This is a genomic window from Capnocytophaga felis (genome assembly GCF_009684755.1).
Lineage (GTDB): Bacteria > Bacteroidota > Bacteroidia > Flavobacteriales > Flavobacteriaceae > Capnocytophaga > Capnocytophaga felis.
Genome location: NZ_BLBC01000012.1, coordinates 38,926 through 63,913 on the forward strand (window position 1 = coordinate 38,926; position 24,988 = coordinate 63,913).

At 37.1% G+C, this 24,988-nt stretch carries 17 protein-coding genes; 15 read left to right on the forward strand and 2 right to left on the reverse strand.

What is annotated here, in order from left to right; translation table 11 throughout:
- Positions 1–10: 10 nt before the first annotated feature.
- Genes GN105_RS09615 through GN105_RS09635 form a run of 5 tightly spaced genes read left to right on the forward strand, consistent with a single transcriptional unit; the run spans position 11 to position 9,398 of the window.
- Complete coding sequence (locus GN105_RS09615; protein ID WP_155285184.1) at positions 11–2,827, forward strand: TonB-dependent receptor; 2,817 nt, start codon at positions 11–13, stop codon at positions 2,825–2,827.
- 23 nt (positions 2,828–2,850) lie between these two features.
- Complete coding sequence (locus GN105_RS09620) at positions 2,851–4,449, forward strand: beta-helix domain-containing protein (protein ID WP_227977398.1); 1,599 nt, start codon at positions 2,851–2,853, stop codon at positions 4,447–4,449.
- A gap of 25 nt (positions 4,450–4,474) precedes the next feature.
- Positions 4,475–6,025 (forward strand): beta-helix domain-containing protein, encoded by a 1,551-nt coding sequence (locus tag GN105_RS09625; RefSeq protein ID WP_227977399.1) that lies wholly within the window; start codon positions 4,475–4,477, stop codon positions 6,023–6,025.
- Between the two features lie 59 nt (positions 6,026–6,084).
- The gene (locus tag GN105_RS09630) at positions 6,085–7,374 is read left to right on the forward strand and encodes a purple acid phosphatase family protein (protein WP_155285185.1); all 1,290 of its coding nucleotides are present in this window, start codon (positions 6,085–6,087) and stop codon (positions 7,372–7,374) included.
- Entirely contained in the window at positions 7,374–9,398 is a 2,025-nt protein-coding gene (locus GN105_RS09635; protein WP_227978811.1) for an alpha-galactosidase, read from the forward strand. The genes GN105_RS09630 and GN105_RS09635 overlap by 1 nt, the downstream gene beginning before the upstream one ends.
- Before the next feature lie 2 nt (positions 9,399–9,400).
- Here GN105_RS09635 and GN105_RS09640 read toward each other — a convergent pair whose 3' ends face one another.
- Positions 9,401–13,432: a hybrid sensor histidine kinase/response regulator transcription factor gene (locus tag GN105_RS09640; protein WP_155285186.1), complete on the reverse strand. Its 4,032-nt coding sequence runs from the start codon at positions 13,430–13,432 to the stop codon at positions 9,401–9,403.
- Positions 13,433–13,661: 229 nt separating this feature from the next.
- Positions 13,662–14,573 carry a DsbA family protein gene (locus GN105_RS09645; protein ID WP_155285249.1) on the reverse strand — a complete coding sequence of 304 codons (912 nt, stop codon included), beginning with the start codon at positions 14,571–14,573 and terminating at the stop codon, positions 13,662–13,664.
- Positions 14,574–14,962: 389 nt separating this feature from the next.
- Here GN105_RS09645 and GN105_RS09650 point away from each other — a divergent pair, with 389 nt between their 5' ends.
- The 10 genes from GN105_RS09650 (at position 14,963) to GN105_RS09695 (ending at position 24,945) form a co-directional block, all read left to right on the forward strand.
- Positions 14,963–15,814 carry an SDR family oxidoreductase gene (locus tag GN105_RS09650; protein WP_155285187.1) on the forward strand — a complete coding sequence of 284 codons (852 nt, stop codon included), beginning with the start codon at positions 14,963–14,965 and terminating at the stop codon, positions 15,812–15,814.
- A gap of 24 nt (positions 15,815–15,838) precedes the next feature.
- The gene (gene uxuA / locus GN105_RS09655) at positions 15,839–17,020 is read left to right on the forward strand and encodes a mannonate dehydratase (protein ID WP_155285188.1); all 1,182 of its coding nucleotides are present in this window, start codon (positions 15,839–15,841) and stop codon (positions 17,018–17,020) included.
- Positions 17,017–18,456 (forward strand): glucuronate isomerase, encoded by a 1,440-nt coding sequence (gene uxaC, locus GN105_RS09660; protein WP_155285189.1) that lies wholly within the window; start codon positions 17,017–17,019, stop codon positions 18,454–18,456. The genes uxuA and uxaC overlap by 4 nt, the downstream gene beginning before the upstream one ends.
- Positions 18,428–19,417 (forward strand): TRAP transporter substrate-binding protein, encoded by a 990-nt coding sequence (locus GN105_RS09665; RefSeq protein ID WP_173014995.1) that lies wholly within the window; start codon positions 18,428–18,430, stop codon positions 19,415–19,417. The genes uxaC and GN105_RS09665 overlap by 29 nt, the downstream gene beginning before the upstream one ends.
- Positions 19,418–19,424: 7 nt before the next feature.
- Positions 19,425–19,922, forward strand: coding sequence for a TRAP transporter small permease (locus GN105_RS09670; protein ID WP_155285191.1), 498 nt, complete (start codon positions 19,425–19,427; stop codon positions 19,920–19,922).
- Positions 19,923–19,941: 19 nt separating this feature from the next.
- The gene (locus tag GN105_RS09675) at positions 19,942–21,252 is read left to right on the forward strand and encodes a TRAP transporter large permease (RefSeq protein WP_155285192.1); all 1,311 of its coding nucleotides are present in this window, start codon (positions 19,942–19,944) and stop codon (positions 21,250–21,252) included.
- Between the two features lie 21 nt (positions 21,253–21,273).
- On the forward strand, positions 21,274–22,320 hold the full coding sequence (locus GN105_RS09680) for a sugar kinase (protein WP_155285193.1): 1,047 nt from the start codon (positions 21,274–21,276) through the stop codon (positions 22,318–22,320).
- A gap of 12 nt (positions 22,321–22,332) precedes the next feature.
- Positions 22,333–23,016, forward strand: a complete 684-nt coding sequence (locus GN105_RS09685) for a bifunctional 4-hydroxy-2-oxoglutarate aldolase/2-dehydro-3-deoxy-phosphogluconate aldolase (RefSeq protein ID WP_155285194.1) — start codon at positions 22,333–22,335, stop codon at positions 23,014–23,016.
- A 96-nt stretch (positions 23,017–23,112) separates the two neighbouring features.
- Positions 23,113–23,784, forward strand: coding sequence for a tRNA (guanosine(46)-N7)-methyltransferase TrmB (trmB, locus tag GN105_RS09690; protein ID WP_155285195.1), 672 nt, complete (start codon positions 23,113–23,115; stop codon positions 23,782–23,784).
- Between the two features lie 294 nt (positions 23,785–24,078).
- Positions 24,079–24,945 carry a sugar-binding protein gene (locus GN105_RS09695; protein WP_155285196.1) on the forward strand — a complete coding sequence of 289 codons (867 nt, stop codon included), beginning with the start codon at positions 24,079–24,081 and terminating at the stop codon, positions 24,943–24,945.
- Positions 24,946–24,988 lie beyond the last annotated feature (43 nt).

Sequence of the window (24,988 nt, forward strand, 5' to 3'; positions counted from 1 at the left end):
TAAAAAAGCAATGAAAAATATTTTACTAATAATGTTTGCACTGATAAGTGTCTTAGCTGTTAAAGCACAAACGTATGAGATAAAAGGACGAATAGTAGATAGTTCCACCAACGAACCTTTACCCGGAGTTAGTGTGTATGATGCTGCAAGTTTTAACGGAACGGCCACGGATTTGGAAGGAAAATTCCGTTTGGGGAATTTAAGAAAAGGCGAAACAACCCTAACATTATCCTGCTTAGGGTATGAAACACAGCAAAAAATAGTAAAAATGCCTTCAGATAAAGATACTGACTTGCAAATACGACTCAAACCCAGTAATCTTGATCTTGGTGAGGTGGTTGTAGTTGGCAGTTTTGAAGGGCAACAGAAGGCACTGAACCAACAACGCGTTGCTCACAACATAAAAAATGTAGTTTCGGCAGACCTTATCGGGAAGTTCCCCGATAAAAACGTGGCGGAGTCCTTGCAACGTTTGCCGGGAATTAATATCGCTAGAGATAAAGGCGAAGGAGCAACGGTTTCCATAAGGGGAACACCTCAGCATTTTACTAACATCAGTATCAATGGCGAGCAGCTATCTTCTGTGCAGCAAAGCGGTTCCAGAACGGAAGGTCTTGATTTAATTCCCGCAGACCAGTTAGGAGCTATTGAGGTAACAAAAACCTTAACTTCGGATATGGATGGTGATGCCATAGGCGGAAATATCAACTTGCGAACCCCTACTGCACGTTCCATTAAGTTACAGCTGAAAGGTGACTTGGGGAAAGGATTTAATGACCTTTCGGGCAAGTTGAACTCTATCGGGAAAATGCAAATTAGCCGACGATTTTTTACCGATGAAAAATATAGTAATGGTAGATTAGGAATTTTGCTGAGTGGAAGTTATTACAGCAATAACAATTCCGAAGACAGAATGGATGCCACTTGGTCAGGAGTCAAAAAGAAAGTAAAAATGGTGAACGAAGGCTTGATTATGCCCGAATATTATCATTTCCGTAAAACAGAAAATAAGCGTACCCGTGTAGGAGGGACAACTACCATTGATTATAAGGTGAAAAATCACGAAATAATCTTCAATTATATGTACAATTATCGGCAAGACGATGATGTACGTAATCGTATGCGTTTCGATTTGGAAAGAAGTTCCTCTGAATGGATTTCGCACGATAGTTTGCTCAATGGAAGAATCCGCAGGGATATCAATCTTTGGAAAGAAATAAAGAAAAATCATAATTTTAATTTGGAGGGGAATCACAATCTGAATGGCTGGATGGTTGACTGGGGGGCATTCTATACCTCTTCCAGAAGAGATTATTCGAGTACGCGAGGGGATTTCTCACGTGATGGGATTACTATCGTAGCCGACAACAAACGCGGAATAATGGATGAAGTTCCGCAATTACGCCCTGAATATCCTTATAAACTGAAAAATCCACTCTTGATGAATGATTTCAGACGTTATGAAGAAGACAGCGAGTACACTAAGGCATCTAATTTGGTAGGGAAATTCAATGTCAGTAAAGATTACATCTTAAAAGGTTACAGCGGAAATATCAAATTTGGAGGGAAGGCTCGGAAGATAACAAACAAAAAGTTTCGTGATAATCACGTTTTTTCGTTTTTTGATCCCAATAAAGTGTTGAATCACAAGGAAGTTTTCGCTCACGTGGCAAGTAACAAAGAACCTACTAACTTTCTCAATAACAGATATGAATTCGGACCAAGGATAGACCGAGATAAATTTGAAAGTTATTTGCAAACCTATCGAAGGCTACTCGTAGAAGGAGATGACTCTTGGGATGCCGAACGCTTGTCTAAAAATGATACTTACGAAGCAGAAGAGAATGTCAATGCAAGTTATGTTATGAATCGTATTCAGCTGAAAGATTTACTTATTATTGCAGGTTTAAGGTATGAATACAATGATGTGCTTTATCACGCTTTTGACGTAAAACGCACCGGAACAACAGTGATTGCAACTCCCATCAGTGGAGGTACAAAGTATGGTTTTCTTCTACCTAATATACAGTTAAAATACGGATTAACAGAGTTTACCAACGTTCGTGCCGCTTATACCCAATCGTATGCCAAGCCAAATTTTGTGGATATTGTTCCTTTTGTAAATTACGATGCTGATGTGGCAAGGCTGTTTATAGGAAATCCTGAATTAAAACCTTCTCTTTCAGATAATATCGACCTGATGTTTGAGAAATACAACAAAGCGGGAGGAATTATTTCTGCAGGATTGTTCTACAAAGATATTAGTCGTTTTCAATTTTCGCGTATCGTTCCTTCTCTGTTAGAGGATTATCCGGGCTTCCCTCAAACCGCAGGATTTGAGTTTCGTCAGGAACAAAATGGAGAAAAAGCTACGGTTTATGGCTTTGAGTTTAATTTGATGCAAAAGTTAGATTTTCTGCCCAAAGCATTGAGTGGGCTTAGTGTTTATCTGAACTATACTTACACAGGAAGTAAGGCAAATACTCAGGACAGAACCAATATGCGTTTGCCAGGGCAGGCACTTCATACTGGAAATATTTCTCTTTCTTGGGACTATAAAGGTTTCTCTTGTAAGGGCAGTCTCAATTATAATGGTTCATATATCCATTCGGTAGCCAGTAGCGAAAATGATGATATTATTCAAGACGAACGATTTCAGTTAGATGTCAATCTATCACAACGAATCAGTAAAAAAATAAGTCTTTATGCTGAGTTTGTTAATTTAACTAATGCACCATCAGTTCGTTATCAAGGTAATTCAAGTCAAATTTCAAGGATTGCCTACTTTGGATGGTCATCAAGGTTTGGAATAAATTTTAGGTTGTAAAATAGATTTAAAAATATAGAAAGATGAAAATCAGGACTATAATATTTATTATGTTTTCTACCCTTGCGATGGTTTCTTGCGAAAGAGAAAAAATCATTGAGCTTTCGAGTGCCACAATTGAGATAGAAAATTACGACGGAGAGGTCATTGCCCGAGAGCCTTCGGAAAAGGTCTTCCTCAATGTTGTAGCAGAAGCTCCTGCCGGAGTACACAAAATAGAAGTGCTTGTTGCAGGAAAAGTAGTTGCAACAGAACAGCCAGAAAATTCGTTCACTTACAATTACGAATATATTTATCAAGTATCTGCAACGGCTACTTTGGGAGAAGAGGTTACGATTGTTTTCAAACTAGAGGATAAGCAAGGGAAAATCGTCGCTACACCAGTAGTTACCATTAAGGTAGCACAGCCTTTTGAAATTTCTGATTTTTCAATAGGAGGAAACGCGTTTAAGAAAATTTCAGGCAGAATCAATAAGGATATAACACTAACTAATGACCAAAAGTGGCTTATTGATGGGATTGTAAGCGTTGATGAAGGAGCGAATCTCACTATTGAAGCAGGAACGACTGTATATTTCAGAACATTCAATAATGATAAGTATAGTCAGTTAGTGATTATGAGAGGAGGGAAGGTCATAGCTTCAGGTTCACGTGACAAACCCATTGTATTTACCAGTGATAAAGTACTGTCGGGTACTGCTGCTGTTTCGGATTGGGGTGGGGTTTACCTCAACGGTTCAGCACCTACTAATGCGGCAAATACTGTGCTATTAGATGGTTTCAGGTATGGAGGTACGAATGTTGCGGACAATTCCGGAACCCTTCGATTCGTACGAATAGAATACACGGGGAAAGGAGGATTACATTCACTACAACTCAACGGAGTAGGGAGCAGAACAACTATTGAATATGTTCAGTCATTCAACTCCTATAATAATGCTTTTCGGTTACGAGGCGGGAGAGTTTCTTTACGTTACATAGCTGGTATACAGCACGGAGGATATGGTATTTGGGCAGATGAGGGATGGCAAGGTAATGGGCAATTTTGGCTTTTCCAGACCAATATAAAAGCTACATTAAACCCTATTAATTATTGGAATCAGGCTCGTTCAATAGAATTCCGTAATGATAATTCGATGTTTAATAAACAACCTCGTACCAGCTTTAAGATAAGTAATGTAACTTTAATCGGAAATGGTTTCGGAGGTATTGAATTTGGTACTCGTCGCGGAATACGTATTCGGCGAGGGGCTGAGGGGTTGTTTTACAATTCCATCGTTACCGAATTCCCCAGTGATGGGGTGCGTGTTGAAGACCTTCCGTTGGAAACCTTGGGAGTAAACACAAAGATTGACAATGTTCATTCTTTTAACAATGCAATAAATTGGGAACAGGAAGCTAAAACTTTTTTCTTTGAAAGTGGTAAATATAATTTATCGGAAAATCCTATTTCGGGAATCACTCGGGAGAATTTTGTCGGAGCTTTACCTTGTGCGTTTGACCCCGTTTCTGTGGGAAGTTGGTTTGTTGCTGCTCCTTATATTGGTGCAGTACATCCCTCAAGTGATTGGACTAAGGGAGGGAAATGGTTTAAGAACTATGATGGTTCTTTAAGACAATAGAAAAGAAAATCAAAAAAAAGATATTATGTTACGAACTAAAAGACAATTTTTTATGTATGCAGGAGCACTAATTGGAATACTATTTGTAGCTTTTTCCTGCAAGAAGGATAGTACGGAATACAAAGCACCATTGATTTCCGTGAAAAGTTCAGAAGTGGTTGATTTGGCTCCCGGAGAAAAAACCGAGATAAAGCTCTCTCTCAATGGAGATGGCGGAGCTAAATCAGTAGTGGTTAAGAAAAATGGAGGATTTTTAAGAGAATTTCCGGTGCACGCCACAGCCTCTGAGTTTGTTTACACTACCGAACCTTTAGCCGTAGGTCAGGAGGAAGGAGAAGAGATTAAATATGGCTTTGTTTTAGTTAACCAGAATGAGGTTGATAGTCCCGAAGTTTCTGTAGTACTCAAAACCGCTTTGTATGATAAAATTACTGTGGGTTCAACTTCACTTTTTAACTTGAAGATTGGCGTAGATGGGATTGTACCCGCTGGGCAAAATGTAAAACTTGTTAAGGGACGGAACTATTTTGTACCTTCGTCATTAACTTTTGAAGCAGGATCTTTGTTAAGAATAGAAGAAGGAGTGCAGGTTTATATGAATGCCGAAGCTAAGGAAAAAGTATCAATCAATGTTGAAGGAAAAGTTGATATTGTGGGAACGGCAACAAATCCGGTTGTCATTACAAGTTCTAAGATTCTTTCTGATGCTTCATCGGTTTCGCCAGGAGATTGGGAAAAGTTCAAGATTCTTGGGGCAGGAACACAATCGGATAGCGGTAAGATAAATTATCTTCGTTTAGAGTATGGAGGAGATCGTGTTTTTCATTTATCGGATGTAGGATTAGCTACCCAAATTAGTTATATTCAGGTGTTTAATTCTTTAAAAGAAGGCTTTATGATAACAGACGGAAACGCCCAGCTTAAATATTTGGTAGCAACTGATTGCCGTGGTGGTTCATATCGTTTGGGAGATAAGTACGAAGGAAAAATACAGTTCGTAATTTCTGTGAATTCTGCTCAATTTGGTGAAAATGATGACTTTACAATTAGGGAGGAAGCCAAACCAATCATTTCAAATGTAACATTGTTAGGAGCGGGCGAAAATGTAGAAAAAACACACGGAATGAGAATGAGAGCTAATTCAGCTCCGAAAGTGTATAACACCATCATTGCCAATTTCCCAAGGAGAGGGGTGCGTGCCACCGATAGTGTCAGTATTACTGATTTGACAGGAGCTACTGTTTTTGCGTACTCTTATGTGTTCAATGTAAAAACAGATGCTTTCAGAGATTTAGCCAAAGCATTCGCTGGAACTTTTAGCACCGCAGATGGAAGCATTACAGCAAATCCTTTCCACAATAATGCAGTAAAACTTGCAGATAAAACCTACACACTTAAAGTCATTGCAGGTATCGGAATTGCTGATTTTATTCCTGATAACGAGCAGGTAAGTGAGTTTAACCCTGCTTCATTAGATACGTTCTTTACTCCGGCAACCTATGTAGGAGCTATTAAAAATCAAGCTGAAGATTGGACAAAAGGCTGGGTAAAAAATCCTGATGGTTCAATAAGATAATCAATTATACAGGAGATAAGGTTAAAATTTGCCTTATCTCCTTACTAAATCAAATGAAAATGAAAAGAAATAAATTAGTAGCTTTTTTACTATTTCTGCTGTTTCAATGTGCTTTTGCACAAATATCTACAGAATTGCAAGCACGTTGGGATAAAGAGTCTTCCGTGCCTGAAAATCCATTGTTAGAACATCGTCCAACATCACTTCCTGATAGGATAACCTTGATTCCGGTAGCTTCTGACAATAGGGAAATTGCTGTGGTTTGGCGTACGGATACTTTGATTAAAGAAGGAACTTTGGAAATTGTTAAAGGAGATGATTATTCTTTTCCTAAAGAAAATCGCAAACGAATAACCGCATCTTACAAAGTAGTTCAGTATAAAGATTACCCGATGCACTATCACAAAGCAATTGTTTCAGATTTGGAGCCAAATAGCGTGTATCGTTATCGTGTAGGAAAATCTCCTTATTGGAGTGCTTGGAACACGTATGTTCACCACAATCAGTCAGATACGCTTAGGATACTCTATTTTGGTGATACTCAAAACGGTATTTACAAACACGCCAAACGTATTTACAAAGAGGCTTTTAGGAAGTTTGGAAAGGCTCAACTTGCTGTACACGTGGGCGACCTGATAAATCACGCCAATAACGATTATGAATGGGCAGAATGGCACGCTTCTACAGCTGACATTAACGCTACGATTCCTATAATTGCAGCACCCGGAAATCACGAATATCTTAAAAATCTGGAAGGGAAAAAAATAAAATTATCTAATTACTGGTCGGCTACTTTTCCGTATCCATACTCTTGGGAAGCCGGACAATACTATTTAGATTATGGATTTGTGCGATTTATCGTAATGAATTCCAATGAAAAGATTTATGAGCAAGGGAAATGGTTAGAACAAATTCTGTCTGAAACTCAACAAGATTGGGTGATTATTGTTGCACATCATCCTGTTTTTTCAGGGGCGAGAAATCGTATCAATAAAGGATTGTTAGAGAATTGGTTGCCTGTGATAGAAAAATATAAGGATAAAATAGGGCTTGTTTTGCAGGGACACGACCACACATACGCAAGGGGAGGACTGGAAAGCAGAACAGGAACTAAAGAAAGACCTTCACAACCTGTTTTTACAGTAACAGTTGTCGGGGACAAATATTACAACCTTGATAAACAGAACTGGATGGACGTATCGTATTCAAATGTAAGTTCTTATCAGTACATTGAAATTACAAAAAATAAAATCATATATAAGGCTATGAGTGAGACAAATACGCTCATAGATGAATTCACGATTGAGAAAAAAGGAATAAAAAAATCTCGTAAAAAAAGCAGAAAGTAATGTTACGGAAATTATTTGTCATTGGGTTTGTTTTTTATATGAAAATCATATATTGTAGTTGGGCTCAAAACGCTGTGTTCCAATGGCAAGATTCCAAAACCTTGATTGTAAATGACGGAATGAGTGAGCAAACGTATCAGTGGAAAGATGGCACACTTTGGCTTACCAAAGCCAAAAAGTTACGTCATTCAAAGACTGACATATTTTCTGTTCCGATTCCGAATCAAACAATTACCGAAACTCCTTTAAACTTTTCGTACAAAATACATCAAGTTGGTGCAACGGACAGAACTTCAGGTTACTGCCAAATCGATTTGCATAGTGTTTATAATGATTATGAAACCATACGCAGTTTGCGAGTTTATGACAATTCTCCTGGAATTGAATGGCGATTTCAGATTAAGGGGAATTCTCCTCTGCTCAAATCATTCAAAACATTTAATACAGAGTCCATAGAAGACGTTACTTTGCTTAGTGCCAATGTGCCTTTCTATTTTTCAATGCCGTTTTCAACTCCTCATTTTACGACAAAAGTGGTTGGTTTTCAAGAATCTACTGACCATCACAGTAATATAACCGTTGTTCGGGAGGAATTGCCGTATCGTAAACCTCAGTATTACAAGGGGTCTGTGCTTATTGCAGAAAATAATCACACCTCCTATGTCCATTTGGTGGTAAAATTATCTCCTTTGCAGGAGGCACAATCTGCCTACTTAGGGTTTGATTTTAGTACTGATTTTTCGGGGATGAAGGTATATTCACCTGGGATTGAGTTGCTTGAAGAAACACCAGTATGGCACGAGGCTTATCGTATTTTTTCATTGATGTATGCTGAAAATGAATCCGTTGCATTGGGTGCTTATAAAAGGTACGAATTAAACGCCCACAAATATATTCCCGAAACAGATAATACCTTCACGATGAACACCTGGGGAGATAGGAATCGCGATAGCAGAATCAATGAGAAGTTCATTTTGGGCGAATTGGATGCAGCAGCTCGACTTGGTATTACACATTACCAAATTGATGACGGTTGGCAAAAGGGATTATCAAGCAATTCAGCTACAAAAAGCAATACGATGAGTTGGGATGATTGGGAAGAATCTGATTGGGAGATAAACACATCACGTTTTCCAAATGGTTTGAAAAAAATAACCAAAAAGGCGAAATCACTGGGAATTGGACTGGGATTGTGGTTCAATCCTTCCAAAAACGATGATTATGCTAATTGGGAGCGGGATAAAGATATTATGCTGAAATTACACCAACAACACGGAGTGTCGTGGATAAAGATAGACGGTTTGCGTATTGGTAACAAAAAATCTGAAAATAACGTAAATAAAATGCTGCAAATGGCTCAAAAACAGAGTGATGGATTGCAGTTTAATATAGACGTTACAGCAGGAAAACGTGGAGGTTATTTTTTCTTTAATCACTTTGGTAATATTTTTTTAGAAAATCGTTATACGGATTGGGGTAATTACTATCCGCATCTTACTCTGCGTAACGTGTGGACGCTCGCTAAATACGTTCCCATACAACGCTTTCAAATAGAATGGCTTAATAAATGGCGAAATAATAACAAATACCCTGAGGATGATGTACTCAAACCCCAGAGAATACCGTTTGATTATCAGTTTGCTATAACAATGATGGGACAGCCTTTGGCGTGGATGGAAGCTACAGGGTTGCCTGATGAGGCTTTTTCGGTTGTGAAATTGATAAATCTTTGGAAAAAAGAACGAAGTGAAATGCAAAAAGGTATAATTCATCCGTTGGGAGAAATGCCTAACGGTTACCATTTTACGGGTTTTGTGAGTTATGCAAACAGAAAAACATATGTGTTATTATTCAGAGAGAATACAGCTGAAAACGAGGCAACTTTTGAATTACCTTTGGGAGAAATAACCAACAGAAAATTTGTGAAAATTGCAGGAGAAGGTACTCTTGTTAGTGCTGAGGCTTCGATGTTGAAGGTTGATTTTTCTGCTCCGTTTCAGTTTTTATGGGGATACTTTGAATAGATTTATTTTTTTCCTTTTGAAAATTCTTTGGGGGAAATTCCATATTTTTCTTTAAAACATTTTAAGAAATAATTTGCGTCTTGAAATCCTACTTGATCGGCAAGTTCCACAATTCGGATTTCTTCCTTTGAAAGGATGTCGGCAGCTTTTTTTAAGCGGAAGTCCCTCATATATTTTGAAGGTGAAATACCCAATAAATTTTTCATTTTTCTGTATAAATGTACACGACTCAATGCCACATCTTCACTTAAATTTTCTATTGAATATTCAGGATTTGACAAGTTTTTTTCAATGTGTAGGTCAATTCTACGTAGCAAATCATCGTCAAATTTATTGAATCTGTTTTCTGATTTTTCGGGGAGAGCATCTCGTTTGTAAAGTTGACGTAGATTTTTCTGGCGGCGTAAAATATTGTTTATTCGGATTTGTAATTCCTTATATGAAAAAGGTTTGGTCAGATAATTATCCGCTCCCAGTTCAAGGCTTTCCATTTTTACCTCTTGTTGTTGTATGGCTGTGATTAGAATTACGGCAATGTGGCTTGTTACGATACTTGACTTTATTTCGGCACAGAGTTCTTTTCCGCTTTTTCCCGGAAGCATAATGTCCGAAATGACAATGTCTATATCTTCTTCTTGTAGAATATCAAGGGCTTCTTCGGCAGATGTAACACTCAGAACATTAAAGGTTTTAGCCAATCTCTCAGAGAGTGAATTCAGTAGGGTAACATTGTCTTCCACGATAAGGATGGTGTTCTTCTTGTCGGTTTTTTCAGGAATAAATACAACCTCTTCATTGGTTTCCAATTGTGAAGTAAGTTCCATAGGCAACACAAAAGATTCATTGTAAAATATTGTTTTTGAGTCAGAAACATCAACTTTTACATTCGGGATAATAACCGTGAATGTGCTGCCTTTTCCCGGAGAACTTTCTACTTTTATTTGCCCTTTCATTAAATCTTTTACAATCGTTTTGACCAAAGAAAGCCCAATGCCACTACCCGGAATTTTTTTGTTGTCACCTTTGTAAAATCGGTCAAAGATGAAAGGTAACGATTCCTTTTCAATTCCTATTCCCGAATCCTCTACCTTTATATGTAAATTATAAGTAGCGTCTTCATTTTCAATGGTTTTTACCAATAACGACACACTTCCACCTTCAGGAGTATATTTTATGGCGTTTGATAGTAAATTTAAAAGTATCTTTTCAATTTTTTCTTTGTCAAGCAATAAAGGTTTCTCGGTTACCTCTCGCATATTTATCTGCCAGTTGATGTTATTTTTGGAAGCCAACGAATGAAAAGAATTATTGACGTTTTCAAGAAAAATTTTTAATAAAATAGGAACATTGTTGATTTTCTCTTGGTTAGATTCAATACGATTGATAGTAAGTAGTTGGTTAACCAAATGCAATAAATTTTTTCCGTGGTGTTGTATGTTTGATAGTTTTTTTCGCATTTTGGGTTGAAGTTCTATCTCATCTAAAATCTCTTCCACTGGACTGATTATGAGTGTTAAAGGAGTTAATATTTCGTGGCTTACATCCGTGAAATATTTCACTTTCATAGAGTACATCTCTTCTACTCGTTTCTTTTCAATCTCTTTTAGTCGGATACGGTGGTTAAACACAATTTTTCGGAGCATATCCCTGCGAATATACCAAACAATGCTTGCAACTATCAGAAGATATAGCAAGAAAGCAGGCCAAGTGAGCCAAAAAGGAGGTTTTACCACAATAGGGAAACTGAGTTGCTCTCCCCAAACACCATCATTATTACTGGCTTGCACTCTGAAAATGTAGGAACCTTTGGGGATTTTGCTATATTCTGCAATTCCTCTTTCAGAAGAGTAACGCCAATCAATGTCAAATCCTTCAAGAATGTATTTGAAATTATTATTTTCAGGCATCAGGTAATTTAAGCCCGTAAATTCAAGAGTAAGAGCTGTTTGGTTATGTGCCAATTCTATTTTTTCAGGGTGGATTACTGAAATATTATCAAACTCTGAAAGGGAACCAATAGGATGATTATTTACCTTTATTTCAGACAGATATACTGTAGGTTTATACCGGTTTTTAGAAACTTTTTTAGGAATGAACGACGCCCAAAGGTCCTTTCCTCCTACAACAAATACAGGCGGATTTGTAGGAATGTGAAAGGTAGCTCCTTGGTTGATTTCGGAAATAGGAAACCCGTTTCGGATATCATAATTTAGGAATCCTTCATCAGTAAATTGCGACACTCCGCTGATGCTGTTTACCCATAAGTCCTCGCCCGAGATCATCGTACTGAAAACAGTATTGTTGAGCAGACCATCTTCTGTTGTGTAATTTTTCACAACCTGCAGATGTTTGTCCAGTACAAAAACACCAAATCCGTTGGTGCTTACAAAATACTTTTCTCCCATTGCCAAAACGTGGTTCACATCATCAATATGTTTTATTTTTTGCTCAACTTTTCCGTTAGGAACATTTTCAAATTCGATTAATCCTTTGCCTATTGTTGAAAGTAAATAAGTTTTTTCGTTTATTTTCAACAAATGTTTTCCAAAATTCTTACCGATAGTAAGATGCAATTTTTTTGCTATGGGAAAATCTATTAGCTGGTTTGTTTTGCTATCGAAAAGATGAAGCCCTCCACTTTTGTCAGAAAGAAGCCACAATTTGTTATCTGATTCTTTTATAATACTGTTGATAACTCCAAGATTTTCAAGTCCTAAAGCCGTAATTTTGCCATTTTGTTCTTTATAAAGCCCTTTGTGTAATGTTCCTATCCATAATACGTCGGAAACCGAATCATAGAAGAGTGATTTGATAACGGTTCCGCCTTCTATGCGATTTGTACTTACTACTTTATGATTTTTATCGTACTCTATTAAGTATCCGTTTTCGGTACCTACTATTAAATGTCCACTTTTGTAGGCAAAAGCACTTGCCACATTGTGTGAGTTTTTATGACTGTTGGTATTGAGAGAATGAGGTGTAAAGCGTGAAAGATAATCATCACTTAGTAATAATCCGTCGTGGTAAGTGCCTATCCATAGCGACCCGTTTTTATCTATTAAAAAGGAACGAACAGAAGGATTATCAATTGATTGTGTGTTGCGGAAAATGGTTACTTCTTGCAGAATACCTGTTTGGGTGTCAAGTATTTTTACTCCTTGAAATCCACCAATCCACAGATTGCCTTGACTGTCTAAAATTAGTTTACGAATGCTACTCAAAGTTGTATGCTTATCATTTTGTGAAAAAAGCCAATGTTTTTCAGGAAATCCATCGGAATCACACTGATAAACACCGTTGTTATAAGTAGCGACGTAAATTTTTCCGTTAGGATGAAAGACGATGTCCTCAATACGTTCGTTTTTGCTAAGGGTAATATTTCCGAAATTCCCTGCGATTTGAACGACTTCTTTCTTACTGGGATTGTATCTGAAAAGCCCTTTGGTAACGCTTGCTATCCAATATTCGTTTTTAAGGGGCGATTTTACAATTTTTGTTACTGAAATATCGGCTATGTTGCCTTCGGAAGTTATAATTTCGGGTTTTTCAAAGGAATTTTTCTGTGGGTCATATTTGTATAAACCCGTCCAGCCACACGCCCATACGTCATTGTCAATAACCGATATAGAACGAATCCCTTTATTGTCTGAGTCGTTTACTTCATAGTTAGTGAAAACACCTTGCTTCCAATGTAATAAACTCACACCTTTGTTGTGTGCTACCCATATTTTATCCTTTTTGCCGTTGGCGATGTCATTAATGTGATTGCTTGCAATGCTGAGTGTATCTCCTAAGATATGCTTATGTATCTTTATTTTATTTCCGCTATACTGGTTAAGTCCGTCACGTGTGCCAATCCAAATAAAGCCAAGACTGTCTTGATTGATTGCCATTACTGTATTCTGGCTTAGTCCTTGTTCTGTACCGAGTTGTTGTACGTAGATATTACTTTGAGCTTGAGCAGAGATATGCCAAAAAAAGACGACAAGGCTTACTAAATTAGCAATTTTTAATATTTGAAAATTGAAGCTCAAGACTTGATATTTTTATAAAAAAAGATTTGTATTTTGGAAAGCAAGGTACGAATTTTTTAAATATTATTGAATAAATGCCGTGTAAATTAACAAATTTATTTGATAATTCTGTTGAAATTCAAGATTAGAGTGATGAAAACTGAGCTCTATTTTTGCAGGTTGATGAGCAAAAACGCTTATAAAAAAATACGTTTAACCTTATTAAAAGCAAACGTATTTTTTTTGAGAATTATTTTTTCTTCCAGATAGAACCATTTTTGGTGGTATATTTTTCCAGAAAGCCTTGTTCGGTTAGTTGGTTGAGGTAAACTTCGCTGTCCTTACGAGGCATTCCTGAGAGCTGCGAAAATTCTCGAGCCGTGAGGGTAGGGTAGTAACCAAAGAGTGTCTGCCAATCTTTTTTATATTCTTTTTTTGTGGTTTTGGGATTAAGTTTCAGTATCGCCTTTTCAAAATAAGCATATGGTTTTGCTCCATAAACTACTTCTTTATTACCTTGCTTATCTGTGAAAATCATTGTAGGAAATCCGCGAATTCCCAAGTCTTTACCCAATTTCAAATCGTTCTCAAAGAGCTCTTTGGCTTTGCCTGCAATGTCTTGTTTTAGTTGTGTGATGTTTAATTCTGCTTTGTCAGCAGCTTTTGCGATGTGTTCCCACTGAGTGATGTTTTTCTTCTGAAGGAAAACCATTTCTCTCAATTCTCTCAAAAAAGAAATTGCTTTGTTTTTGTCTTGCATTTGAGCAGCTTTAAACGCAATTGACGGAGGGTAAGAAGATTGTAAAGGGTCTTCCAGCCATATGTTGCCATCTATCGGCATATCGTAATATAAACTCACCTCGTCCCAATGATGAGCCACATCCGATGGTTTGCTAATGCCGCCGCTGTTGTAGCTCCAATCGGGTAGGAGTCCGCCAGTATGATAGTTGATAGTAACGATATCACTGTATTCTAATTTGAGTTGGCGAAGCTGCGGTTCGATACCCCAACACGAAGAACATATCGGGTCGGTGTAATAGGTAACAGTTATGGGTTTTTCCGCTTGTGGGAGTTCAGATTTTACAACGTTATTTTCTGTTTGAGGTACGCCACAAATTCCCTCTTTTGGGTCACAAAGTAGTGGATTAGTATTCTGTGCCATAGCTAAAAATGATTGTGTTACAAATAAAAAACTGATGATAAACTTTTTAAGCATTGTTTGTTTCTTTAAGTTTTTAGGATTGATGTAGGATGGGTAATATGCCATCTTACTTTTTGTATTCTTTGATACAAAGATATAATTTTTTGGTGGTATTGTAAAAGGTGTGAAGTTTATTTTACAGGATTAAATCAAATTGTATCGCTTGAGTGAAGTTGTGGTACAAAGGGATTTGACACATATTATTATAGTAAACCAAATTTTTTTTGAGAAAATTCTTGTTGTGGTATTGGTAACTTAAATCCTTGTTTTTGTAACATTTGTAATTAAATAATTGTTTGTTTTGTAATACTTTAGCAGCATAAAAACGAAACTTAAAATTTAGTTATGTTATGAAAGATGAATTTAATTTGAATGTTTCAGGGAAAGTAGCTGTGGTTACTGGTGGGGGAGGCGTACTTTGTTCTACCATAGCTAAAGCATTAGGTGCACAAGGTATAAAGATTGCTATCCTTGACATAAAACGTGATGTCGCTGAGCAAATAGCTGCGGAAATAAAAGAAATATATGGAGTAGAAACTGTTGGTATTTGCACAGACGTTTTAAACAAAGCATCATTAGAGGAGGCTTTGAAAGTAATTCATAATGAATTAGGTACAATTGATTATCTCCTAAACGGAGCGGGAGGTAATGCAGTATCGGCAACCACTCAAACGGAGTTCATTACCGAAGAATATCTCAACCGATTGGAAGATACATTTTTTGGTTTACAAATGGAAGGTTTCGACCGAGTTTTTGCACTGAATTTTCAGGGGACTTTGTTGCCAACAATGGTTTTTGCTAAAGATATGTTAGCCAAAAGACAAGGAGCGATTGTTAATATTTCGTCAATGAATTCTTACACACCTTTAACCAAAATTCCTGCGTATTCTGCCGCCAAAGCAGCGATAAATAACTTCACACAATGGTTGGCAGTACATTTTGCCAAAACAGGTATTCGGGTTAATGCCATTGCACCTGGTTTCTTGCTGACGAATCAGAATCGTTTCTTGCTAATTGATGAAAAAAGCGGACAGGCAACACCACGTGGAAATAAAATCATAACAAATACCCCAATGGGACGTTATGGCGAGCCGGAAGAACTTTCCGGAACAGTGGTTTACTTGTTTTCAGATTGGGCGAAATTTATCACAGGAGTGGTAATTCCCATAGATGGTGGATTTAGTGCATATAGTGGAGTGTAAAATTAAATCTTAAAACGGTATATAATGGTAGAGACTTGGCGTTGGTACGGTCCGCAAGACCCTGTTAGTTTATCGGATATTAAACAAGCAGGAGCCACAGGAATAGTAACTGCTTTGCACCACATTCCCAATGGGGAAGTTTGGTCGGTTGAAGAAATACTAAAACGAAAAAAAGATATTGAAGATGCTGGTTTGTGTTGGCGAGTTGTGGAGAGCATTCCCGTTCACGAAAATATAAAAACACAAACCGGGAATTACAAAACTCATATTGAGAATTACAAACAGAGCATTCGCAATTTGGCAAGTTGCGGTATAAACATTGTTTGCTATAACTTTATGCCTGTGCTTGACTGGACTCGCACGAATCTAAATTATGAGACGGAAGACGGGTCAAAAGCACTTCGGTTTGATGCAATTGCTTTTGCTGCCTTTGATTTGTTTCTTTTAAAAAGACCCAAAGCAGAAAATGATTATCCATCAGAAAGAATTAGGAAAGCAAGGAATTATTTTGAACAACTTTCAGAAGGAGAAAAACAATCTCTGACTCAGAATATCATAGCAGGACTACCCGGAGCTGAGGAAGGTTATAAATTAGAACAATTCCAGCAAGTTCTTGATAATTATAATCATATAGATGCCGAAAAACTCAGGGAGCATTTGATATATTTTCTTAAAGAAATTATTCCAACAGCAGAGGAAAACAACGTACTGATGTGTATCCATCCAGATGACCCTCCTTATTCTATATTGGGACTTCCGCGAGTGGTAAGCACTGAAAGTGATTATGCCTATCTGTTTGAAAAAGTTCCGAGCCGACATAATGGTATTACTTTCTGCACAGGTTCTTTGGGGGTAATTCCTGAGAACGATTTGGTAGCAATAATGCAATGTTTTGCTGACAGAGTTCATTTCATACATCTGCGAAGTACCAAACGTGATGAGCAAGGCAATTTCTATGAAGCGAATCATTTGGAAGGAGATGTAGATATGTACTCCGTTGTAAAAGAGATTCTTATCGAAGAAAAGCGGAGAAAAGAGCAAAATTATACGGATTTTAAAATTCCAATGCGTCCCGATCACGGGCATCAAATGTTGGATGATTTAAAAAAGAAAACAAATCCAGGATATTCTGCCATAGGGCGTTTGCGAGGATTGGCAGAGTTGCGAGGATTGGCAATGGGAATTTCAAAAAGTTTACATCTATGAATTTCAGCAATATAAATACATTCATTACTGAAGATTTTCTGTTAGAAACACCTATAGCAAAGCACTTATACTATGATTATGCGGAAAAAATGCCAATTATAGACTATCATAATCATCTTTCGCCTTTGCAATTATCTGAAAATATTCCTTTGGAGAACATTACTCAAGCTTGGCTCTCGGGCGACCATTACAAATGGAGGGCAATGCGTGCCAATGGCATTGAAGAAAAATTTATTACAGGTAGGGCTTCGGATGCGGATAAATTTGCACAATGGGCTAAAACGGTTCCTTTTACAGTTGGAAATCCGTTATTTCATTGGACACATTTGGAACTATTGAGGTATTTCAATATCAAGGAGTTGCTACAACCCAATACAGCCAAGAAGATTTATGAATCAGCAAATGCAATGTTACAAAGCAAAACACCAATGCAGCTTTTGCAACAAAAAAACGTTGAAGTTCTTTGTACCACTGACGATCCAGTCGATGATTTGCAGTACCACCAACAAATTTCAAAAAAGTCACAACCCGTAAAAGTATATCCAGCTTTCCGTTCGGATAATCTTTTCTGCATTGAGTGTCCTAATTTTATGGAATATCTACAGAAATTATCATTAGTTGTTGAATTTGAAATAAAAGACCTGCAAGATTTTCAAAAAGCAATTGACAGAAGAATTGATTTTTTCGCAGAAAATGGTTGTTGTTTGTCCGATTTTGGTTTGGGAGGAGCCTTCTTGATGGAGGATTTTATCGAAGAAGAAATTTCTATCATTTTTCAGAAAAGAAGAAATGAACAAAAACTTTCCGAACAGGAAATTCATAAGTATAAAAGTTTTCTCTTTATGTACTTAGGTAAGAAATATTACGAAAAAAATTGGGTACAACAATATCATTTGGGTGCTGTTAGAAATAACAATCAGAGATTGTTAAGGGAAATTGGGGCTGATGTGGGGTGTGATTCGGTGGGGGATTTCAATTACGCTTGTTTTATGTCAGCTTTATTCGGGAGGTTGGATGCCGAAAACAAATTGACAAAAACCATTACTTACAATTTGAATTCGTCACACAATGAAGTGTTTGCAACAATGATGGGGAATTTTAATGCAAATAGTACACCGAGTAAAATGCAATGGGGGGCAGCTTGGTGGTATCTTGATCAAAAAGAAGGCATTACAAAGCAATTAAGCACTTTGGCTCATATGGGATTATTAAGTCATTTTGTAGGAATGATAACCGATAGCCGGAGTTTACTCTCTTTCCCAAGGCACGAATATTTCAGAAGGATTTTGTGTAACTTTTTGGGAAATTTAATATCCCGAGGCGAGTTGCCCAATGACCTTAATTTTTTCGGGAAAACAGTGGAAAATATATGTTATCATAACGCGAAAAAATACTTTGGGTTTGAAAATGAGCAAGAACCAACGAAAAATATATAGCATATTGGTAGGGATTCTTCTTCTTCTGATGATTGCTTGTGAAAGAGAGACCGAAGTGAAAGTTTTAACTTTTGCTCACAATCTGCCCACATCACATCCCGTTCATAAAGGTGTGGAAGCATTTAAAACACATCTGGAAACTCTATCGGGTGGAAAAATGTCTATTAATATCTATGCTAACGGAAATTTGGGAACAGAAAGAGAGGTGTTGGAATTGCTTCAAATAGGGAGCGTTTCGATGACCAAGGTGAGTGCCTCGGCAATGTCCAATTTTGTTCCGGAATATCTCGTGTTGGGAATTCCTTATTTGTTTAGAGATAAAGAACATTTTTTCAGTGTTTTGGAGGGAAAAATAGGTGAGAAATTATTGGAAAAAGGAGAATATGTATGGTTACGAGGTTTGTGTTTTTACGATGCGGGAAGCCGTAGCTTTTATACTAAAAAGAAACCTGTTAAAAAACCAAGTGACCTTGAGGGGTTAAAAATCAGGGTGATGGGAGATAGAATTTCAGTGTCATTAGTGCAATCTTTGGGGGCGGCTCCTACCCCGATGGCTTTCGGTGAACTTTACACGGCTCTGCAACAAGGAGTTGTTGATGGTGCTGAAAATAATGCCCCGTCATTTGTTACTTCAATGCATTTTGAAGTGTGTAAGTATTATTGTTTGGACGAACATAATTACTTGCCTGATGTGGTTCTGATAGGGACAAAGACGTTGGAGAAACTCACATCTCAAGAACAAAAATGGGTTTTTGAAGCAGCGAAGTTGTCAGCTCAGCAACAAAAGAAGTTTTGGGAAGAAGCTGAAATTGAAAGTATGGAAATTCTAAAAGCATCGGGAGTGGAATTTTTCTTTCCAAATAAGGATTTATTTCGTGCAAAAACAGAATTTTTTAAAACGGATTTCTTCAAAGATGAAAAAAGATTGAAAATTATTGAAGAAATTGAACAGTCAAAATAAAATGATTATGGAAAAATTGTACAAAACAATAAACCATTTTTTAGAAATACTATTAGTGTTTCTGTTCGTTGTTTTGGTTGCAGATGTGTTGTGGCAAGTTTTCTCTCGGTACAGTGTTGGCAAATCTCAGGCTTTTACGGAAGAATTGGCTCGGTACCTTTTAGTTTGGCTTGCAATTCTTGGTACAGCTTACGTGCGAAGTTATAAAGGAGAAATGGCGATTGATTACTTCTTTAATAAATTGAGTGATACGAAAAAACGAGTGATGAATTTCTTGATTGAAATAACGATTTTATTATTTGCTTTGATAATTATGGTTGTTGGAGGGAGTAATTTGATGTATATCACCTTGAAATTAGGGCAAGTATCTGCTACATTGAATATCCCTATCGGGTACATTTACAGCGTAGTACCATTGAGCGGACTTATCATAATTTTCTATTGTGTGTATCATCTTAGGAGTCTATATAAAGAAGGTAAGCAAGAAAATTTAAAATCTTTTTGAGATAAAAACGTATTGATTTATGGAATTGCTTGGAATTGTTTTTCTTTTTGTAGTACTTTTCATTTTACTGTTTTTGAAAATACCAGTGGCGTACAGTGTAGGAATCGCTACGACACTCACTATGTTGCTTCATCTTCCGTTTTTGCCATCGGTTACTACTGTGATGCAACGGATGACTACAGGGGTGGATAGTTTTGCTCTTTTAGCAATTCCTTTTTTTATTCTCGCTGGTGATATTATGAATCAGGGAGGGATAGCTAATAGGTTGATTGACTTTTCAAAATCATTAGTAGGGAGTTTTCCCGGAGGATTGCTGTACGTCAATATTCTGTCGGCAATGTTTTTCGGAGCAGTATCAGGTTCGGCAGTGGCTTCTGCTTCTGCCATCGGAGGAATTTTAAATCATCGAATGGAACAGGAAGGATATAAAAAAACATTTAGTGCTTCAGTAAACATAACGGCTTCAACTGTGGGGCTTATTATTCCGCCTAGCAATGTTCTTATTGTGTTTGCCTTGGCGAGTGGCGGAGCTGCTTCTATTGAAGCTCTTTTTTTGGCTGGGTATGTTCCGGGCATATTATTAGGAATGGGATTGATGCTAGTGGCGGGTTATTTTGCTGTGAAAAACAAATTTCCAAGTGGAGAAACTGTTAGCTTTAGGAGGTTGTTTAGAACATTTTCTCGTTCATTTTTAAGTCTTTTGCTAATTATTATTGTGGTTGGGGGTATCGTTATGGGGGTTTTTACTGCAACCGAAGGGGCTGTTATAGCAGTTGTGTACGCCTTGTTGTTGAGTTTTTTTTATAGGCAAATTCGACTGAAGGATTTACCAAAAATTATTCTTTCGAGTGCGAGAACCACTGCAATTGTAATGTTTTTGATTTGTACGTCAATGGCGTTATCGTGGTTGTTTGCTTTTAACAACGTTCCTGAACTGATTTCAGAACATTTGCTTGGAGATATCAACAATCCGATAATGATTTTGTTAATTATCAATATTATTTTGCTCATTGTAGGAATATTTATGGATATAACTCCTGCGATTTTGATTTTTACACCTATTTTCTTGCCGATTGTAACCTCTTTTGGGGTTCATCCGGTTCATTTTGGGATTGTGATGGTGCTTAATCTGTGTATTGGGCTGTGTACTCCTCCTGTAGGAACGCTTCTTTTTGTAGGAAGTGGGGTGGCTCGTGTTGAAATGACCAAGGTAATCAGACCTTTGCTACCCTTTTTGGCAGTGATGATAGCCGTTTTATTTATTGTAACCTATATTCCAGAACTGGCGATGTACTTGCCAAAACTTTTTGGAGTTATAAAATTAGTTTGACAATTGTAAACTTACATAAAAATGAAAAAAGTAATCACATTCGGAGAAATAATGCTAAGGCTTTCTCCACAAGGATTTTTGAGATTTTCTCAGGCGAATAGCTTTGACGTGGTGTACGGAGGAGGTGAATCCAACGTATCTGTGTCACTGGCAAATTATGGCATTCCTGTTGATTTTGTGACCCGACTTCCTTTGAATGATATCGGGCAGTGTGCTATGATGGAAATGAGAAAACGAGGCGTAGGAGTAGATAAGATTATTTGGGGAGGCGATCGTCTGGGAATTTATTTTTTAGAAACAGGAGCCGTTTCAAGAGGGTCTAAAGTAGTCTATGACAGGGCTTATTCATCAATGGCGACTATACAACCCGGAATGATTGATTGGGATACTGTTTTTCAAGGGGCGAGTTGGTTTCATTGGACGGGGATTACACCTGCCATTTCACAGGGAGCTGCAAGGGCTTGTTTGGAAGCGGTAAAAGTGGCTGCTAAGAAAGGAATTACCATTTCAACCGACCTTAATTATCGGGCAAAACTATGGAAATATTGTGATGATGGGCAACGTAAAGCCATTATGACAGAACTTACATCTTATTGTGATATCATCTTAGGAAATGAGGAAGATGCCGAGATGCATTTTGGTATTAAGCCTCAGGGAATAAACGTACAAACAGAAGGACATAATGTGAAAGCAGGAGCCTTTCTGTCTGTGTGCCAACAAATGATGCAGAAATTCCCTAAAGCTCAGAAAGTTATAACAACTTTGCGAGGCTCTTTATCTGCATCACACAACACGTGGACAGGAGTTTTATATGATGGTGAAAAAATGTATGAGAGCCGTCAGTATCAAATTACACATATTGTTGACCGTGTGGGAGGAGGTGATTCTTTTATGGGAGGTTTGATTTACGGTCTTCTCACGTATCCTGACAATAACCAGAAGGCGTTGGATTTTGCCGTAGCGGCTTCTTGTCTGAAACACACCATAAAAGGTGATGCCAATCTGGTAACCGTAGCAGAGGTAGAAAAATTAATGGGAGGTGATGCTTCCGGAAGAGTTGTACGTTAAAAGCAAAAAGTTATGGCACGATTCTCAAGAATAGAAGTAGCAAATGTGATGCAACAAACGGGGCTTGTTCCTTTGTTTTTTAGCGATGATATTGATAAAAGCAAAAAAATAATCAGAGCTTGTTATGATGGTGGAGCCAGATTATTGGAGTTTACCGCCAGAGGCGATTTTGCTCACGAAATATTTTCTGAATTGATAAAGTACACAATAAAAGAAATGCCACAGATGATTATGGGAGTAGGTTCGGTGGTTGATGCTGCTCAGGCGAGTCTGTATATGTCATTAGGTGCAAATTTTGTAGTTACTCCTGTACTACGTGAGGATATTGCCCTGATTTGCAATAGACGAAAAATTCTTTGGTCGGCAGGGTGTGGTTCTTTGCAAGAAATTGCCAGAGCCGAAGAGTTGGGCTGTGAAATTGTAAAATTGTTCCCTGGAGGCACTTACGGTCCGTCTTTTGTGAAGGCTATAAAAGGTCCTCAACCTTGGACAAGTCTTATGCCTACTGGAGGTGTTTCTCCCGAAAAGGAAAATCTAAAAGCGTGGTTTGAAGCTGGTGTGGCTTGTGTTGGTATGGGCTCTAAACTAATTTCAAAGGAAATTATTCAGAATGAAGATTATGAAAAACTACAAAGGCTGACGGAAAATACCATTGACATAATAAAAGAAGTAAAACAGAAGAAACTCAGAGCTTAATTTGCTTTTTTAAGATTAATGTTTTGTTAATAAGCAGTTTAAATGTGAGTTGATAAAGTGATTCATTTTTTTGTATTTTTGCCCAAAATTTAAACTGTGGGAAGTAAAAATAAATTAAAACGATTCAAAGAAAACGAAACTTTTGCAAACGTATTGCAACCTAAACGCGACGAGTTATTATCTGAACAGTTCTCTTTCAAAGGTAAGTGGCATTCCGATTATTTTAAGAATAACAACCCTATTGTGTTGGAATTGGGATGTGGAAAAGGCGAATACTCTGTGGGATTAGCAAAGAAATATCCAAACAAAAATTTCATAGGAATTGACATAAAGGGGGCACGGTTTTGGCGTGGTGCGAAAACTGCCATTGAAGAAAACATCAACAATGTGGCATTTTTACGTACTCAAATTGAGCTTATTGAACATTGTTTTGTAAAAGGAGAGGTTAGTGAAATTTGGATTACATTCCCTGATCCACAAATAAAATACAAACGCACGAAACATCGGTTAACTAATGCAGAATTTTTGAGTCGATATAAAAATATTCTTGCTGCTGACGGATGCATACACTTGAAAACAGATAGCGAGTTTATGCACGGCTACACACTTGGGCTGTTGCACGGGTTGGGGCATAAAGTACTGTATGCCAACCATAATATTTATAATAGTGACGGTGTTCCTTCTGAAGTGACTGAAATTCAAACTTTCTATGAGAAATTTTATTTGGAACAGAATAAGCCAATAACCTACATTAAATTTCAAATTTAGAAAAACTGTTTATTTTGTAAGTTGCTGATTTACATTTATTTGAATTTAAAATATTGATTTTAAAAAATTCTTTTTATAATTTTTCTTTTTTAAATAAATTTTTTGAATCTCTTGCTTATGTGTTAAATAGGTGAGGTGGCTTGTTATGATTTAACTTTTTTGTTGCTAAAAGATTGGTTTTGATGGGTTTTTGATGAATTTTGTTTATTTTTTTGTGATTTTATTATTTCATAAAATAGTAGTAATTTTGTTTCAGAGATAAGATTAGTGCAAATAATTTAAAATTACTACAAGATGAGAGGGAAAATATTACTACTTGGGGTGTTGTCGTGTTTTGTATTATGTGTTGGATATGCACAAGTTGGCACTCCTGAAAAGCCATTGAGCAGATTGGAAGATTATCAGTTGAGAGGGAAGGTGAATACTTACAAATTAACGCCTTATCACGTGCTTGATTCTTTTGGAATTATAAAGAAAACAGGAAAACCCGGGTTTTGGAAAGGGGATATCCTTTCTACGTTTGATGACAGAGGCTACAAAGTTGAAAGCAATATGTACAACAAACACGGAAATCTTCAAAATAAGATTATATACAAGTATGACGATAAAAATAAGCGTCTTTCCCGTGATGTTTATGGCGAACGTGGCTACATCAAGAATAAGTATGTTTATATATATGATGAGAAAGGGCATAAAATAGCTTATCATTGTTATAATCCCAGAGGCGAGTTGGTAGAGTCTTGGATTTATAATAATGACGAAAGAGGACGTGAAACAGAGGTGATTTATCAAGTTCCAAAGAGTTCTTCAGAAACTCGTAAATTTCTCTACAAGTATGATAAATCAGGGAATGTGGAAGAACTTTCCCAATATTCAAAAGAAGATGTACCTGAAGTTACTTGGAAGTATGTTTACGACAGAAAAGGTTTGGTAACAGAATTGTACACATACAAAGAGGATAAGCTTTTCAGAAAGAGGGTAACCAAATACGATGCTTATGGCAATCCGTTGAAAATGAAAGAGTATGATAGTGATGGACGTTTTATAGAAGAAACAGATTATGAATACGAATTTGATTCTCACGGAAATTGGGTGCAACGCATTGATTATGTGAATAGTTTTCCGAGAATTATGTACGAGAGAGAGATAACGTATTACTAAAATTGATTATTAAAAACTTGATAATAACGAAGCCGCCTTTCGG